This window comes from Nocardia sp. CDC519, from assembly GCF_059509835.1.
On the sequence record NZ_CM183377.1, the window covers coordinates 418,581 to 434,572 of the forward strand.

The window sequence follows — 15,992 nt, forward strand, 5'->3', positions numbered from 1 at the left end:
GAACGCATCAGCAGGCGCCGATCGGCCGAGCCCGGTCGCGCTGAGCCCCAAGGACGCCCGGCGCCGCAAGCGCAGGCGCAGCGGCCCGATACCGCCTCCCGTCAGCCGATTCCACCAGCACAACGATCCGCTCCGAGTGCGCGACAGTCGAGGCCGGTCCCACCACCTGCAGCGGCGGAGCCGCCCCAGCGCCGCGCCGCGCCGAACCAGCACCCGTCCGCCCCGCCCCCGCCCGACGACAACAGGCGGCAGGCCCAGCGCCGCGGCGAACCGACCCAGCGCCGGGCAGGCGATCCCCTGGCCGCCGATATCGCGCGCAAGTCCGCCGAGACCGGCCGCCCGCCGGCCGAGACCACTCGTCATCCCGCCGAGGCCCCTCATCGCGGACGAGAGACCGGCGCGATGCGCCGCCGCCCCGAGAACGCTCGGCGGCCCGGCGATCCGGAGCCCGGGCCCGAGCGCCCGGACCCGAAGCGGCGTCCACAGGGCTCCGCCGCCGCTGTTTCGGGGGCAGCCGCAGCCGGGTCCGGCCGTGGCCGGCAATCCGGCAGCACACCCGGCCGCGGCACGGGCAAAACCGGTGCGTCGGCGGTGGTTCAGGACATCGCGGACGCCGCGGGCCGACGTGGCCAGGAGCCGCCCGAAGTCGTCACCGACGTCATCGCGCCGGTCGAGGAGACCGAGCGGCCGCGCAAGGCACGCGGCAAGTCCGGCGCCTGGCCGACCACCGATACCGCCACCCCGGAAGCCGTCGGTGCGCCGCGGCGCACCCGGCTCGCGGAGAGCAAGCGGCGCAAACATCGCCGTGCGCGCGTGGCCGGACGGGCCGCGCTGGCCATCTCGGCCGCCGTCGCGCTGCTGATCACCGGCGGTGGCTGGAGTTATCTGCGCGCCAGCGGCAACAGCTTCAACCAGGTCTCCGCGCTCGGCGACAACTCCTCCGACGTCATCGACGGCAATGCCCAGCTCGGCGACGAGAACTATCTGATCGTCGGCACCGACACCAGGGCGGGCGCCAACGGCAAATTGGGCGCGGGGACGATCGAGGACGCCGAGGGCGCCCGCGCCGACACGGTGCTGCTCGTGCACGTTCCGAAGAACCGCCAGCGCGTGGTTGTGGTGTCCTTCCCGCGCGATCTCGATGTCGCGCGACCCGAATGCGAAGGCTGGGACAACGAGAAGGCCGATTACACCGAGGAGACCTTCCCCCCGTTCATCGGCGACAAGCTCAACGCGGTCTACGCCCTCGGCGGTCCGCGCTGCCTGGTCTCGACCATCCAGCGCCTGACCGGCAGCACCATCAACCACTTCATCGGCATCGATTTCGCCGGCTTCGAAGCCATGGTCGATCAGGTCGGCGGGGTCCAGGTCTGCACGAACGAGCCGCTGATCGACGACGAGCTCGGCACCGTGCTGGAAAAGGCCGGCAAGCAGACCATCAACGGCGCGACCGCACTCAACTATGTGCGCGCCCGCAAGGTCTACGGCGAGATCCGCGGTGACTACGACCGCATCAACCGCCAGCAGAAGTTCCTGGCGTCGCTGCTGCGCACCGCGCTGTCCAGCAAGGTCCTGCTCGACCTCGGCAAGCTCAACGGTTTCATCAAGGCCTTCACCCAGGCGACGTTCGTGGACAAGGTCAAGCCCGACGATCTGCTGACCCTCGGCCGGTCGCTGGCGGATGTGAACGCAGGCGCCGTCACCTTCCTCACGATTCCGACCTCGGGTACCACCGCCTACGGCAACGAGATCCCCCGCGAATCGGACATCAAGGCCATCTTCAAGGCGATCCGCGATGACCGCCCGCTGCCCGGTGAGAAGCCCGGCGCGGCCGCACCGACCCCGCCCGATCCGGCCCCGGCCGAGCCGCCGTCCTATGTCGCGGTCGATCCGAGCACGGTCTCGCTCCAGGTGTCCAACGGTTCCGGTATCAAGGGTCAGGCCGGCACGGTGGCCACCAAGCTGAACAACGTCGGCTTCCCGATCTACAGCACCGGCAACTACGACGGCGGGACCTCCGCGACCACCATCGTGCGTTACGCGACCGGTTACGAGGCGGAAGCGGCCACCGTCGCCAGCGCCATTCCCGGCGCGACGATGTCGGCCGCCGACGACGCCAGTCTCGGCAGCATCGTCGAGGTGGTGCTCGGCTCCGACTACCAGGGTGTGGTGAACGAACCGACCGCGGTGGGCGGGGCGATCACCGATGTCGCGGCCGCCCCAACGAGCCCGAGCCAGACCGCGCTGCCGGCCGACCTGGAGCACATCAACGCCGCGGACGATATCTGCGCCTGAGGCGGCTCCAGCGATCTTCGCCGCGCCCGGCCCCGGCATTTCACCCGCTGTTCGTGACTTGGACAGCGCCGCGAACTAGTGTCAGTTTTCATGCGTGTCATCTACAACGAGCAAATGGCCGGTCTCGCTCAACTGTTGGGCGAGATGGCCGGTCTCGCGGGTTCGGCCATGGACCGGGCCACCCAGTCGCTGCTCCAGGCCGACCTGTCGCTGGCCGAAGAGGTCATCAGCGAACACGACCGGATCGCCGAGATGATCACCGACGTCGAAGAGCGAACGTTCGCGCTGCTCGCGTTGCAGGCCCCGGTCGCGGGTGATCTGCGGCAGGTGGTGAGCGCGATCCAGATCGTCAACGACGTCAACCGGATGGGCGCGCTTGCCCTGCATGTGGCCAAGGTGACTCGCAGGCGTCATCCGAACCACGCGCTCCCCGAGTCGGTCAACGGCTACTTCGCCGAGATGGGCCGGATCGCGGTCAGCATGGGTGAGAGCGCCAAGGAAGTGCTCGAGACCCGCGACCCGGAACGTGCGGCGCTGCTCAACCAGCAGGACGACGCGATGGACGATCTGCATCGCCACCTGTTCACCCTGCTGATGGACCGCGACTGGAAGTACGGCGTCGCCGCGGCCGTGGATGTCACGCTGCTCGGCCGCTACTACGAGCGCTTCGCCGACCACGCCGTCGAGATCGGCCGCCGGGTGATCTTCCTGGTCACCGGTGAACTGCCGCCGGACGAAGACGCTTGACCGCCTCCCCTGGATTCTCGGCCGGGCTCAGGCGCCACTGACGACGCGTCGGCGGTTGGTCTCGGGTCGCTTCGCTCGTACCCGGGGAGTTAACCCGGATCGCACGAAATCAGTTGTGGCGGTACGCAAAAAGAGAGGGCCCGCGCTGTTTGCGCGGGCCCTCTCCGCATCCTGCCGTCCCGGACCGGCGGCTGTCTCCTGCCGCCCCGGAACGGGGACCTACCTCTATCCGAAGCGGCCAGAGATGTAGTCCTCGGTCTGCTTCTGGGACGGGTTGGAGAAAATCTTCTCGGTGTCGTCGATCTCGATCAGCTTGCCCGGCTTGCCCTGGGCCTCGAGGTTGAAGAAGCCGGTCTGGTCACTCACCCGCGCGGCCTGCTGCATGTTGTGCGTGACGATGACGATGGTGAATTCCTTCTTCAGCTCGGTGATCAGGTCCTCGATCGCCAGGGTGGAGATCGGGTCCAGCGCCGAACAGGGCTCGTCCATCAGCAGCACATCGGGCGAGACCGCGATGGCGCGGGCGATGCACAGACGCTGCTGCTGACCACCGGACAGGCCGCCGCCCGGCTTGTCCAGGCGATCCTTGACCTCGTTCCACAGGTTGGCTCCGCGCAGCGAGCGCTCGGCGACCTCGTCGAGTTCGGCCTTGTTGCGCACGCCCTGCAGTTTCAGCCCGGCCACCACATTGTCGCGAATCGACATGGTGGGGAACGGGTTCGGGCGTTGGAAGACCATGCCGATGGTGCGACGCACCCCGACCGGGTCGATCTGCGAGCCGTAGATGTCCTCACCGTCGAGCATCACCGCGCCCTCGACGCGGGCGCTCGGGGTGACCTCGTGCATCCGGTTCAGCGAACGCAGCACGGTGGACTTGCCGCAACCCGACGGTCCGATGAAGGCGGTGACGCTGCGCGGCAGCACGGTCAGGGATACGTCGGCCACGGCGTGGAATTTGCCGTAGTAGATGTTCAGGTCTTTGATATCGATCCGCTTGGCCATCGTGGGTATCCGTTCGCTTCTATCGGTTCCGCGTGAGCAGTTTGTTGACCGCGGCAGCGGCCAGATACAGCAGCGCGATCATCAGGATCAGGGTCAGCGCCGCGCCCCACACCCGCAGCCGGCCCGCCGGTTCCGGGTTCGCCAGCTCTTGGTAGATCAGCAGCGGCAGCGAGGCCATATTGCCGTCGAAGACGTTGAAGTTGATCGACTTGCTGTAGCCGACGAGCACCAGCACCGGCGCGGTCTCACCCATGACGCGGGCGAGGGCGAGCAGGATGCCGCTGATCATGCCGGGCAGCGCCGTCGGGATGACGATCCGCATGATCGTCTTCCACTTCGGCACTCCGAGCGCGTAGGAGGCTTCACGCAGTTCGTCGGGGACGAGTTTGAGCATTTCCTCGGTGCTGCGCACCACCACGGGCAGCATCAGCAGCACCAGCGCCAGCGAGACCGCGAACGCGCTCTGCGGGAAGCCGAGGGTCGCGATCCACAGCGCGAAGATGAACAGCGCCGCGACGATCGAGGGCACACCCGCGAGGATGTCGACCATGAAGGTGGTCACCTTGGCCAGCCGGCCGCGACCGTATTCGACCAGGTAGATCGCGGCCATGATGCCGAGCGGCACCGCGATGATCGCGGCCACCGCGGACTGCACGATGGTGCCGTAGATCGCGTGGTACACACCGCCAGCGGTCTGGTCGGGCAGCACGCCCTTCTGCGAGTTGGTCCACCATTCCGGGGCAACGATCGCCTCGATGCCCTTGCTGATCACCATCCACAGCACCCACACCAGCGGGATCAGCGCGATCGCGAAGCACAGCGTGATCAGCCCGGTGGCGATGTTGTTGCGGATCCGGCGGCCGGTGCTGACATGCCGGAAGGTGGGCGCCTTGACCGGCTTGTCGAGCGTCGTCGTGGTAGTCATCAGGAGTTGACCTTTCCGCCGGAGGCCAGCCGGGCCAGCGCGTTGACCACGAAGGTCAGGGCGAACAGCACGAAGCCTGCCGCGATGTAGGCGCCGGTGGGCAGCGCGGAGCTGAACTCCGCGGCCGAGGCGGCGATCCGGGAGGCGAAGGTGTAGCCGCCGTCGAACAGCGACCAGTTGCCGGCCTGGGCGGCGGTGCGCAGCACGATGAGCACCGCGATGGTCTCACCGAGGGCGCGGCCGAGGCCGAGCATGGATCCGGCGATCACACCGCTGCGCCCGTAGGGCAGCACCGTCATCCGCACGACTTCCCATTTGGTCGCACCGAGCGCTTGCGCTGCTTCGATATGCGAGACCGGCGTCAGCGCGAAGACCTCACGCGAGACCGAGGTGATGATCGGCAGGATCATCACCGCGAGGATCACGCCCGCGGTGAAGATCGTGCCGCCACCGGAGATCGAGACATTGCCTTCGGCGAACAGGAAGAACCAGCCCAGCTTTTCGTTGAGGAACCGCTGGACCGGTTCGATCTGGGGTGCGAGCACCAAAAAGCCCCACAGGCCGAACACGATCGATGGCACCGCGGCCAGCAGATCGATCAGCATCGCGAACGGCTTCGCCATCCGAGTGGGCGCGTAGTGGGTCAGGAACAGCGCGATGCCGACGCCGATCGGCACCGCGACGATCAGCGCGAAGATCGAGCTCAGCACCGTGACCATGAACAGATCGCGAATACCGAACCGCAGGTGGTCGGCGTTCGTGGTGGAGAACTCGGCGCTGGTGAAGAAGTTGGCCTCGTTGGCCATGACCGAGGGAACCGCGCGAATCAATAGGAACAGCGCGATCAGCGCGATGGCGCCGACGATCGTCGCGCCCGCTGCCGTCGCCAGCGACCGGAAGATCGTTTCGGCCCGCTGACTGTGGGGCTGTCGTCCCTTGACAGAAGGTGTCTCGGGCTTGGGTTCGCTCGACATAGGCGCAGTATCTCCAGCCGCCTGCCGGCTCGTCGACTCCGACGAACCGGCAGGGGCCACCTCAGGGTGCACGGTCATGGCTGGCTGACGATCAGGAGATGGCGTTGATCGCGGCGGTCAGCTTGGTCTTGAACTGGTCGGGGATCGGGATGTACCCGGCCTCTTCCAGCCCCTCCTGGCCGTTGGTGACGGCCGAGGTCAGGAACGCCTTGACGGCGGTGGCGACGGAGTCGTCGGCGTAATCGGAGCACACGATCTCGTAGGTCGCCATCACGATCGGGTAGGCGCCGGCCTGGGCGGGCTTGTAGAACGAGGAGGTGTCGAGGGCCAGGTCGTTGCCCTCACCCTTGATCTTCGCGCCGTCGATGGCCTTACCGGCCGACTCGGCCGACAGGGTTACCGGCTCCGGGCTCGCCGAGGTGATGACCTTGGCGATGGACAGGTTCTGCGCCTTGGCGAAGGACCACTCGTTGTAGGTGATGGAGTTCTTGGTGCTCTTCACCGCGGCCGAGGTGCCCTCGTTGCCCTTGGAGCCTTCACCGACGCCGCCGGCGAAGACCTTGCCCGCGCCCTTGCCCCACGCACCGTCGGAGGCGGCGTCCAGGTAGAGCTGGAAGTTGTCGGTGGTGCCGGACTCGTCGCTGCGGAAGATCACCGCGATCGGCTCGGCGGGCAGCGCGGCGTTCGGGTTCAGCGCCTTGATCTCGGGGGCGTCCCAGGTCTTGACGGTGCCGTTGAAGATCTTGGCGGCGGTCGGGCCGTCCAGCACGAGGTCGGTCACGCCGTCGATGTTGTAGGTGATGGCGATGGGACCGAAGACGGTGGGCAGGTTCCAGGCCGGCGAGGCGCAGCGTTCCTGAGCCTTGGCCGGCTCGTCCTTCTTGGCGCTCAGCGGGGAGTCGGAGCCACCGAAATCGGTCTGGCCGCCGATGAATTCGCTGACACCCGCGCCGGAGCCGCTGGAGGTGTAGTTGAGCGTCTGGCCGTCGCAGTTCGCCTCGTAGGCCGCGGTGAAGCGCTCCATGGCGTTCTTCTGCGAGGACGCGCCGCTGGCCTTCAGCGATTCCTTACCACCGCAGGCGACGTTGGTGTTCGCCTCGGGGCCGCCGGCCGTGGTGTTGTCGTCGCTGCCACATCCGGCGAGCGTCATGGCACCGGCGGCCAGCACACCGACGAGTGCGCTGCTGCGCTTGAATTTCACAATTCCTCCGCATGTTGCGTAACTACTCGCCCGGCCCCTCACCGGCCCGGGCGGGTGATGTGGTGCGGTTCGCGGGGAACTTGCGCACCAGGCAGCGCGTGCTGCCCACAAGTAACGTAGATTCGCCCGGTTGACAGTTGGACCAGGCTGAGTGAACGGAAAGTGAACAGCCCGGCGATAACGGCGTTGACCGGTGTGACATTTGCCCCACATTTACTCGAACTCCCCGAATCGTCCGATTACCGTTCAGTTGGGTTGGGTGCTCGTGTCCGGTTCGTCCGGATTACCGATCGGCGCTCGCGCCGGCCGCGTAGGCGGCGTCGACATGGGCGACGGAGAAGCCGAGCCGGGTGTAGGTGTGCACCGCGGAGGCGTTGTCGGCTTCGGTGTACAGCAGCACCGCACCGAGCCCGCGATCGCGCAGGTAGTGCAGTCCGGCGAGGGTCAGCAGGCGACCGAGGCCGCGGCCCTGCGCGGCCGGATCGATCCCTACCACGTACACCTCGCCCAGCGGCGGATCGAGCTCGGTGTGCACCTTGGTCCAGTGAAATCCCAGCAGCCGTCCGGGATCGCCCGCGTCCACCGCGAGGAACAGCCCCGCCGGGTCGAACCAGGGCTCGGCCCGGCGCAGCGCGATCTCGCGTTCGGTCCAGCCGCCCTGCTCCGGATGCCAGTCGAAGGCGGCGTTGTTGACCCGCAGCAGCTCGGCGTCGTCATCGGGACCGGCATAGGTGCGCAGCAGAATGCCCTGCGGCACGGTCAATTCCGGTAGCTCCTCGGTAGCCAGATCGCGACGCATCTGCCACAGTTCGCGCGCGATCGCCAGGCCCAGCCGCGCCGATACCGCCCGCGCGCCGGGCAGGTTGCCGTGCGCCCACACCCGCGCGCCCGCACCGCCTGCCTCCAGCGCCGCGGCCACCAGTTGGGTGCCGTAGCCGATACCGCGCGCGGCGGGATCGACGGCGGCCTCGGCCATCGCCGGATGCTCACCCCGCGCGGGCACCAGGTTGGCGTAGCCGATCACCGTCTCGTCGCGCAGACCCAGCAGGTGGCGAGCCGCACCCGGCTCCCGTAGCGACAACACGGCCTGTTCGGAGACGGCGGCCACACCGTCGGCCTCGGCCGCCCGTTCCAGCAGCGCACGCACCTGCTCGGCCGATCCGGCGTCGAGCCGGTCGCTCCAGCGCATCGTCATGTCGCTCACTCGCATACCACCCATCCACTGTGTCGTCGGAGATTCCGGGGTCGCGCTACCGCCAACTTAGCGGCAAAACGGACAATTCCCACCGTTGGTGAGCGGTTCGTTATCTAACGTGCCGTTATTGAGCGGTACCGTTAACCGGCGCCAGCGGAGTGCCGTCCGAGCCGTCGGTCTCCTCCTCGGCGAAGGCCGGAGCCTCCCCCTTGGCGTTGGATCGCGCGGGCCGCACCGCCTTGTATCCGACATTACGGACGGTGCCGATCAACGACTCGTACTCGCTGCCGAGCTTGGCGCGCAGCCGCCGCACATGCACGTCGACGGTGCGGGTACCGCCGAAGAAGTCATAGCCCCACACCTCCTGCAACAGCTGAGCGCGGGTGAAGACCCGGCCTGCGTGCTGGGCCAGATACTTCAACAGCTCGAATTCCTTATAGGTGAGATCGAGCGGACGGCCGCGCAGCCGGGCGGTGTAGGTGCCCTCGTCGATCACCAGCTCACCGAGGGTGATCTTGCCGGTGCTCTCCGGGCTGGCCACCCCGCCGTTGCGGCCGACGAGCAGCCGCAGCCTGGCATCGAGTTCGGCCGGGCCGGTGCCGGGCAGCAGGATGTCGTCGAGCCCCCAGTCGGCATTGACGGCGACCAGGCCGCCCTCGGTCAGCACCGCCACCACCGGCACCGACGAACCGGTGCTGCCGAGCAGCCGGCACAGCCCGCGGGCGGCGGCGAGATCGGTGCGCGCGTCGACCAGGGCCACATCGGCGGTCCCGGCCTCCAGCAGCGAGGCCACCTCGGTCGGGGCGGGCCGGACGGTATGCGCCAGCAGCGCGAGCGAGGGCAGCACCGATTCCGGGTTGGGGTCGGATGTGAGCAGGAGCAGCTCCACAAGCACTCCTCCCATTTCGTAGCTACGCGAAAGCCCGGCATCGTCGCCGCGTGCCACGTCGCTGGTCACAGGTGATCGGATGCAAGATTAGCGCGTATGCGCCGATGAGCTTGTCATCCGGGTGAGCGGTCCGGTTACTGTTCATTCCATGCGCAAGCTGATTATCGGGCTGCTGTGTCTCGCGGGACTGGCGGTGGTCATCGATTTCGGCGCCGCCGCGTATTCGGAGTACCGCGTGTCCCGCTCCCTGCGCGAAGGCGCCGATCTCAGCGCCGACCCCGAAGTGACCTTCCACGGTTTCCCCTTCCTGCGTCAGGCGTACAACGGCCACTACGACAACATCCAGATCACCGCACGCAGCATGCGGCCGGACATCCCCGGTGAGATCGCCGTCGAGGCGACGCTGACCGGGATGCGGCTGCCGCTGGGCGACCTCGTCGACGGCCGGGTGCGCAGCGTGCCGGTGGACCACGTCGACGTGCGCATGCGGGTGGAACCGGTGGAACTCGGCCGCCTCTTCGGCATCCCCGACCTGCAAGTTCACTCCCGGCCCGCGGATAAATCCGATGGCACCGGTGGCTCGGGCGGTTCCGGGATGACCACCGCGGGCGCACTGGTGCTGACCGGCACCCTGCCCAAGGCGCCCGCCGGACAGTTCGGGGCGAAGATCGCCGGCGAACGAGTCAGCGTGCAGGCGGATCTGCTGCTGGACGGCGACCAGATCCGCGTCATCGCGACCGGCTTCTACCGCGGCCCCGAGGACACCTCCAGCGTGGTGGTGCCCGAGGACGAGGCTCCCGCGGTGCTGGCCCGATTCACCCGTACCATCGATACGAAGGAACTTCCGTTCGGCATCCGGCCCACCGAGGTCTTCGCGCTCGGCGGCCAGATCGTCGTCGAGGGCGAGGGTGAGAACGTGACGATCGATCTCGACAGATTGCGGCGACAATGATCGAAATCACAATTCTGGTGGTGATGCTGCTGGCCGGCATCGCCGTCGGGCTGTACCTGCGCGGCCGTGACGGCACCGTCCGCCCGGCCACCCTGGACAAGGACACCGACGAGCGAGCCGAACTGCTGGCCGCCGCGGGCATCACCGGATCCGGCCCGGCCGTACTGCATTTCTCCGCCGAATGGTGCGGTCCGTGCACGGCGGTGCGGCGCGTAGTCGCCGGTGTCACCGAGGATTTGGCCGATTCACCGCAGCCGCCGCGCGATATCGAGGTCGATATCGACGCCGACCCGACCCTGGCCAAGGCCCTCAATGTGATGTCGCTGCCCACCACATTCGTCTTCGACGCCGAAGGTCGCGAACGCTTCCGCATCTCCGGTGTGCCGCAGGTCGGCGATCTGCGTAGTGCGCTCACCCCGTTGACGGTCTGAAAACCCGCCGCCGACCTGCGGAGCAAGCCTCCTGATCAACCCGGGGTCCAATTCTCCCCGGGAATTGGGTAAACTGCCTTCCGTGCAAACCCACCGCGAGCTGATGCTCACCCGACGCCGCACAGTTGATCTGTGCCGGCTCGGTGGTTGTTGCTGCCTGTGCCGCTGATCGGTCGGCCTGCTCAGATTTCCTGACGCCGACCAGCGTTCGCCGCGCGAGAGATCCCTTGATCCCCCGGCGAATTGGCAAATTTCCCGCCGAACAGCACCTCGAGCGCAGGAGTACGCACGATGTCCACCGATTCCCTCAACACTTCCGGAACCAGGACCATCCCCGACGGCCACGTCGACGTCCGCGGACCGCGGTTCGTCGCCTGGGTCACCACGGGCGTCCTTGTTCTGGTGCTGATCGCTGCCGCCTTCTCCCCCGCGATCGCCGCCGTGCTGATCGCGGCCCAGGCGGTGGTCTTCGCCCTCGGCGCCGTCAACGGGCCCAAACGGCACCCGTACGGCCGCATCTACGCGAACCTCATCGCCCCGCGCTCCGGCCCGGTCACCGAGACCGAGCCCGAAGCCCCGCTGCGGTTCGCCCAACTACTCGGCCTGGCCTTCGCGGCCGTGAGCCTGCTGGGCTTCGTGCTCGGCGCCCCCGTGGTCGGCGCGCTCTTCGCCGGCTTCGCACTGTTCGCCGCGTTCCTGAACGCGGCGTTCGGGATCTGCCTTGGCTGCAAGATCTATCCCCTGGTAGCCCGATTCCGCCGGCGTTCGATTGGCGGTGCTCGCGAGCCCTCCGTGGTTACGCAAGCTGCCTCCTCCGGGCCTGACGCTCCCACCGCAACCCCGGCACCGAACTGACCCTGCAAGTCACCACCGAAAGGAACAACATGGCCCGCTCCGATGTCCTGGTCTCCGTTGACTGGGCCGAAGAGAACCTCAACGCCCCCGGCGTGGTCTTCGTCGAGGTCGACGAGGACACCTCCGCCTACGACGGCGGTCACATCGAGGGCGCCGTCCGGCTCGACTGGAAGAAGGACCTGCAGGATCAGGTTCGTCGTGATTTCGTGAACCAGGAGCAGTTCTCCGATCTGCTCTCGGCGCGCGGCATCTCCAACGACGACGAGGTCATCCTCTACGGCGGCAACAACAACTGGTTCGCCGCCTACGCGTACTGGTACTTCAAGCTGTACGGCCACAACAACGTCAAGCTGCTCGACGGTGGCCGCAAGAAGTGGGAACTCGACGGCCGCCCGCTGTCCACCGAACCGGTGAGCCGCCCGGCCACCCAGTACAAGGCGTCCGCTCCGGACCTGTCGATCCGCGCCTTCCGCGACGAGGTCATCGCGGCCATCGGCGCCAAGAACCTGGTCGACGTCCGGTCCCCTGACGAGTTCTCCGGCAAGATCCTGGCTCCCGCGCACCTGCCGCAGGAGCAGAGCCAGCGTCCCGGCCACATCCCCGGCGCCATCAACGTGCCGTGGAGCAAGGCCGCGAACGAGGACGGCACCTTCAAGTCCGACGACGAGCTGGCCAAGATCTACGCCGAAGCCGGCCTCGACGGCTCCAAGGACACCATTGCCTACTGCCGCATCGGTGAGCGTTCCTCGCACACCTGGTTCGTGCTGCAGGAGCTGCTCGGCCACCAGAACGTCAAGAACTACGACGGCAGCTGGACCGAATACGGTTCGCTCGTCGGCGCACCGATCGAGTTGGGAGCGTAATCAATATGTGTGCAGCACCTACCCAGGGTCAGGCCATCCCGGCAGGGGTGGATGTGGAGAAGGAAACGGTCATCACCGGCCGCGTGCTGAGCGCCGACGGCCAGCCGGTGGGCGGCGCGTTCGTGCGCCTGCTCGACGGCAACGGTGATTTCACCGCCGAGGTCGTGGCGTCGGGCACCGGTGACTTCCGGTTCTTCGCCGCGCCGGGTTCGTGGACCGTGCGCGCGCTGAGCTCGGCGGGCAACGGCTCGGCCGAGGTCCGCCCCGAGGGCGCGGGCATCCACAGCGTGGACGTCGCGGTCGCGAAGTAATCTCGCGGCCTTCAGCGGCCCCGCAGCCTTCGTCACGAGGAGGCTGCGGGGCCGCTGTGCGTCGGCCGGAGGCTGTGTGCACCGCCGGGGCCGACGCCGCCGGGGCCGTTTGCGTATCGCCGCACGGCAATAGCTAGACTCCAGATGTGGTCCTCTTCTTCGAGATTCTGCTGGTGGCCGTGTCCATCCTCATCGGGTGGTTCGGCCTGTACGTCTTCTACCGGCTCTTTACCGAATCATGAGCGATCTCGCGAGCGAGGGTTCCGATCCGGCCGAGCACGCGAGTGAGAACATGAACGGCAACGCTCCGGCCCCGCAGCCGGAGCGCCGTAGCGGTGATCAGGCGGTGGCCGACGCCGCCGAGCGGGCGAAATCGACCGGCGCCCGCAATATCCCGGTGCTGCCGGATCTGCCGCTGCCCGAGGACACCGCGAATCTGCGGCTCGGGCCGGATCTGAGCTCGGCCATGCTCGCACTGCTGCCGCTGGTCGGTGTGTGGCGCGGTGAGGGCGAGGGCAACGACCCCGAGCGCGGCGACTACCGCTTCGGCCAGCAGATCATCGTCTCCCATGACGGCGGCGACTTCCTGGCCTGGGACTCCCGCTCCTGGATCATCGAATCCGATGGGTCCTACGGCGGCCCCGATCTGCGCGAGAGCGGGTACTGGCGGGTCGGCACGGACGCCGACGACGAGGTCATCGAACTACTGTTGACGCACAGCTCCGGCATCGTCGAGCTGTTCTACGGTCAAGCGCTGACCCAGTCGTCGTGGGAGCTGGCCACCGATGTGGTGATCCGCAGCCAATCCGGAGTGGTCGTCGGCGGCGCCAAGCGGCTGTACGGGATCGTCGAGGGCGGAGATCTGGCCTACGTCGAGGAGCGGGTGGTGGCCGACGGGCCGCTGGAGCCCCGGCTGTCGGCGCGGTTGCAGCGGTATATCGGCTGAGCTGTGCGCCTCGAACGCGGTACCCGATCCGGGTGCCGCGTTTCTTGTTTCCCCGGCTGAGTTTCTTTTCGTGTCCCGGATATGGAACGACCCCCGAGCCGTACCGCTGTGCCGGAGCACATCGGTCCCGACCGGACAAGATCGGGGACTCGGGGGCCGGGTGACTGCCTGGGATTCGCTATCAGCACGTACTCGCCGAATGGAATCCATACAGCGGTGGTGCCTTAGCGGGCAGCCACCTCACGTGTCCAAGAGTCAAACATTCTTCAGACCACCTCCTTCCTTGTGTACCGACGAATCTAGCCACCGGTCAGGATGTCGGCAACGGAATTTCGCGCGGAGCGGACAACGGGCCTTCCTGCCTGCCGGAAACCACGCTGACCTGCCCTGATGCGTCCACCTGCAGGACCAGATCGGCGCGGTGGCCCGGCGGCAGTTGATGTGTGACGACCACTACGTCGCGCCCGGGGTCGACCAGGCCGCTGTCCACGTCGAGCAGGGCGCGCAGCAGCTCCGCGCCGGCCGCGGCCTCGAGGTGCTCGGTGGGTTCGTCGAGCAGCAGCACCCGCGCCGGGGAGATCAGCGCCCGCGCGAGCAGGATCCGGCGGCGCTGCCCACCCGAGACGGCCGCCGCACCGCCGACCAGATCGGTGTGGATGCCCTCGGGCAGCGAGTCGAGCCAGGGCCCGGCGCCCACCGCTCGCAGGGCCTGTTCGCCCTCCTCGACGGTGAGATCGCCGCGCGCAACCCGCAGGTTCTCGAGAACGCTGGTGCCGAAGAGGTGGGCGTCCTCGGCGAAGAAGGTCACGCCGGGGACCGGGGTGCCGAACAGGCCCGCCCACGCCATCAGCAGGGTGGTCTTGCCCGCGCCGCTGGGGCCGGTGATGGCGATGCGGCGGGCGTTCGGGAGTTCGGGGAAGTCACCCGCCGGGCCGGGGAGCGGGCCCGCCTCCGTCCGGTCCGTCGATGTCGGCTGATGAAGTGCGGTCGCCCCGGGGTGGGGTGGGGCCGCGCTCGCGGTGGAGTCGAGCGCCCTTCGGCCCGGCGGTCGCGCCCCATCGCTGCCGGTCTGGGCGCCGAACTGCGGCGACACGACGTCGCCTGGGTTGTCCGACGCGGGGCTGCCGGAAGCGCCCACCGCGTTCAGCCGGGTGTATGCGGCGCGGGCGGTGGTAAGGGTTTGGGCCGCGGCCGGCAGCGGGCCGACGGCTTCGAAGGCCGAGAGTGGCAGCAGGACCAGGATGGTCAGGGCCATCGGGGTCATGGCGCCGGGAGCACCGCCGTTCGGGCCGTAGAGGATGATGCCGATGAGCAGGGCGCCGAGCACGCTCGCCCCGATGGACAGCGGGGTGGCGGCGGCCGCCCAGGCGCTGCGGGAGGCGGCGGCGTCTTCGGCGGCGACCGCGCGCTCACTGGCGGCGGAGGCGGCGGCGATGGCGTCGTCCAGACGGCCGGCTACCCGCAGTTCGGGGGCATGATCCAGGATGGTCATCGCCTGCGCGGTGAACTCCGCGCGGTCGGCGCGCACTGCCCGCTCGGCCGCGGCCGCCGCCCTGGCCGACAGCCACGGCGCGAGGACGCCCGAAACGATCAGCGCCACAGCGAGGATCGCGGCGGCGGCGATCGAAATGAGGCCCAGCAGCACCACGGCCGCGGTCGACAGAATCGCCGCCACCGCGACCGGCACGAAGGAGCGCACCACCACGGCGCCGAGGTCGTCGATATCGCTGCCGACGCGTACCAGCAGGTCACCGCGCCGCAGCTGGGTGGGCGATCGATCTGCCGGCGGCGCCGAGCTCTCGACCGGCTGCGTCGATGAGTACGCGCTGGTCTGCGGGCCCGTCGATGAGCCTCGACTGTTCAGCGGGCCTGTCGACGAGTCCTGGCCGTCCAGCGGGCCCGCAGTGCCGGCTCGCCCATTCATGTGCGCGTCCGCCGTCAGGGCGTGACCACGCCGGCTTCCGGTGGCCCGGAGTGCACGCGCGTTCATTGCCGGCACCGAATTCCGGCGCGGGAGCCACAGATTCGACCGCGCCAGCGTGCGATAGGTGGTGGTCCGCGCCGTCGTCATCGCCCGCAAGGCCACATCGTGGGTGGCCAGCCGCTCCAGATACCGGCACAGCCCGCGCGAGATGCCCAGCGCCCGCACCGCCACCACCGCGACGGTCAGATCCAGCACCGGCGGCATCTGCCAGGCTCGCGCGATCAACCACGCCGCCAGCGCCGCCAGCGCCAGACCGCTGCCCAACGCCAGCACGCCCCAGCCAACGGCCACGGCCACCCGCCACGGCGAAAGCCGCAGCATCGACCACATTCCGCGCATGTCACGCATGAGTTCACCCATGATGCCGCTCCACTCGCATCGGCAGCGGCAGGCCGGCCTCGCCGCAGTCGACCCGGCGCATC

The 15,992-nt window shown here is 68.4% G+C and carries 15 protein-coding genes; 8 read left to right on the top strand and 7 right to left on the bottom strand.

All coding sequences use genetic code 11. The features are described 5' to 3' along the window. The first annotated feature begins 402 nt into the window (after positions 1-402). Positions 403-2,295, top strand: coding sequence for an LCP family protein (locus tag AC5W7N_RS01690; RefSeq protein ID WP_195020927.1), 1,893 nt, complete (start codon positions 403-405; stop codon positions 2,293-2,295). Positions 2,296-2,385: 90 nt separating this feature from the next. Next, a complete protein-coding gene (gene phoU / locus AC5W7N_RS01695; protein WP_163817240.1) occupies positions 2,386-3,042 on the top strand; it encodes a phosphate signaling complex protein PhoU in 657 nt (218 codons plus the stop codon). 225 nt (positions 3,043-3,267) lie between these two features. Here the strand turns inward: phoU and pstB are convergent, their stop codons facing one another. The 6 genes from pstB to AC5W7N_RS01725 all read right to left on the bottom strand — a co-directional run bounded on the left by pstB (position 3,268) and on the right by AC5W7N_RS01725 (position 9,228). Then, the gene (gene pstB / locus AC5W7N_RS01700) at positions 3,268-4,044 is read right to left on the bottom strand and encodes a phosphate ABC transporter ATP-binding protein PstB (protein ID WP_163817242.1); all 777 of its coding nucleotides are present in this window, start codon (positions 4,042-4,044) and stop codon (positions 3,268-3,270) included. Between the two features lie 19 nt (positions 4,045-4,063). Continuing rightward, the gene (pstA, locus tag AC5W7N_RS01705) at positions 4,064-4,969 is read right to left on the bottom strand and encodes a phosphate ABC transporter permease PstA (RefSeq protein ID WP_163817244.1); all 906 of its coding nucleotides are present in this window, start codon (positions 4,967-4,969) and stop codon (positions 4,064-4,066) included. Further along, the gene (gene pstC / locus AC5W7N_RS01710) at positions 4,969-5,943 is read right to left on the bottom strand and encodes a phosphate ABC transporter permease subunit PstC (protein ID WP_228806918.1); all 975 of its coding nucleotides are present in this window, start codon (positions 5,941-5,943) and stop codon (positions 4,969-4,971) included. Before pstC ends, pstA begins: the two co-directional genes overlap by 1 nt. A 91-nt stretch (positions 5,944-6,034) precedes the next feature. After that, a complete protein-coding gene (gene pstS, locus AC5W7N_RS01715) occupies positions 6,035-7,144 on the bottom strand; it encodes a phosphate ABC transporter substrate-binding protein PstS (RefSeq protein WP_195006936.1) in 1,110 nt (369 codons plus the stop codon). 283 nt (positions 7,145-7,427) lie between these two features. Continuing rightward, entirely contained in the window at positions 7,428-8,348 is a 921-nt protein-coding gene (gene mshD, locus AC5W7N_RS01720; RefSeq protein ID WP_416382019.1) for a mycothiol synthase, read from the bottom strand. 115 nt (positions 8,349-8,463) lie between these two features. After that, the gene (locus AC5W7N_RS01725; RefSeq protein ID WP_163817250.1) at positions 8,464-9,228 is read right to left on the bottom strand and encodes a winged helix-turn-helix transcriptional regulator; all 765 of its coding nucleotides are present in this window, start codon (positions 9,226-9,228) and stop codon (positions 8,464-8,466) included. 148 nt (positions 9,229-9,376) lie between these two features. Here AC5W7N_RS01725 and AC5W7N_RS01730 point away from each other — a divergent pair, with 148 nt between their 5' ends. From AC5W7N_RS01730 to AC5W7N_RS01755, 6 genes are all read left to right on the top strand, one after another. Then, the gene (locus AC5W7N_RS01730; RefSeq protein ID WP_194992173.1) at positions 9,377-10,180 is read left to right on the top strand and encodes an LmeA family phospholipid-binding protein; all 804 of its coding nucleotides are present in this window, start codon (positions 9,377-9,379) and stop codon (positions 10,178-10,180) included. After that, positions 10,177-10,611, top strand: a complete 435-nt coding sequence (locus tag AC5W7N_RS01735) for a thioredoxin family protein (protein ID WP_163817254.1) — start codon at positions 10,177-10,179, stop codon at positions 10,609-10,611. The genes AC5W7N_RS01730 and AC5W7N_RS01735 overlap by 4 nt, the downstream gene beginning before the upstream one ends. Before the next feature lie 291 nt (positions 10,612-10,902). Beyond that, positions 10,903-11,466, top strand: coding sequence for a DUF4395 domain-containing protein (locus AC5W7N_RS01740; protein ID WP_228806959.1), 564 nt, complete (start codon positions 10,903-10,905; stop codon positions 11,464-11,466). 29 nt (positions 11,467-11,495) lie between these two features. Next, positions 11,496-12,329: a sulfurtransferase gene (locus AC5W7N_RS01745; RefSeq protein WP_163817257.1), complete on the top strand. Its 834-nt coding sequence runs from the start codon at positions 11,496-11,498 to the stop codon at positions 12,327-12,329. A 5-nt stretch (positions 12,330-12,334) separates the two neighbouring features. After that, a complete protein-coding gene (locus AC5W7N_RS01750; RefSeq protein WP_048832701.1) occupies positions 12,335-12,640 on the top strand; it encodes a DUF1416 domain-containing protein in 306 nt (101 codons plus the stop codon). A gap of 238 nt (positions 12,641-12,878) precedes the next feature. Beyond that, complete coding sequence (locus AC5W7N_RS01755) at positions 12,879-13,586, top strand: heme-binding beta-barrel domain-containing protein (RefSeq protein WP_163817259.1); 708 nt, start codon at positions 12,879-12,881, stop codon at positions 13,584-13,586. Between the two features lie 310 nt (positions 13,587-13,896). Here the strand turns inward: AC5W7N_RS01755 and AC5W7N_RS01760 are convergent, their stop codons facing one another. After that, entirely contained in the window at positions 13,897-15,900 is a 2,004-nt protein-coding gene (locus AC5W7N_RS01760) for an ATP-binding cassette domain-containing protein (protein WP_416382081.1), read from the bottom strand. Positions 15,901-15,992: the final 92 nt, after the last annotated feature.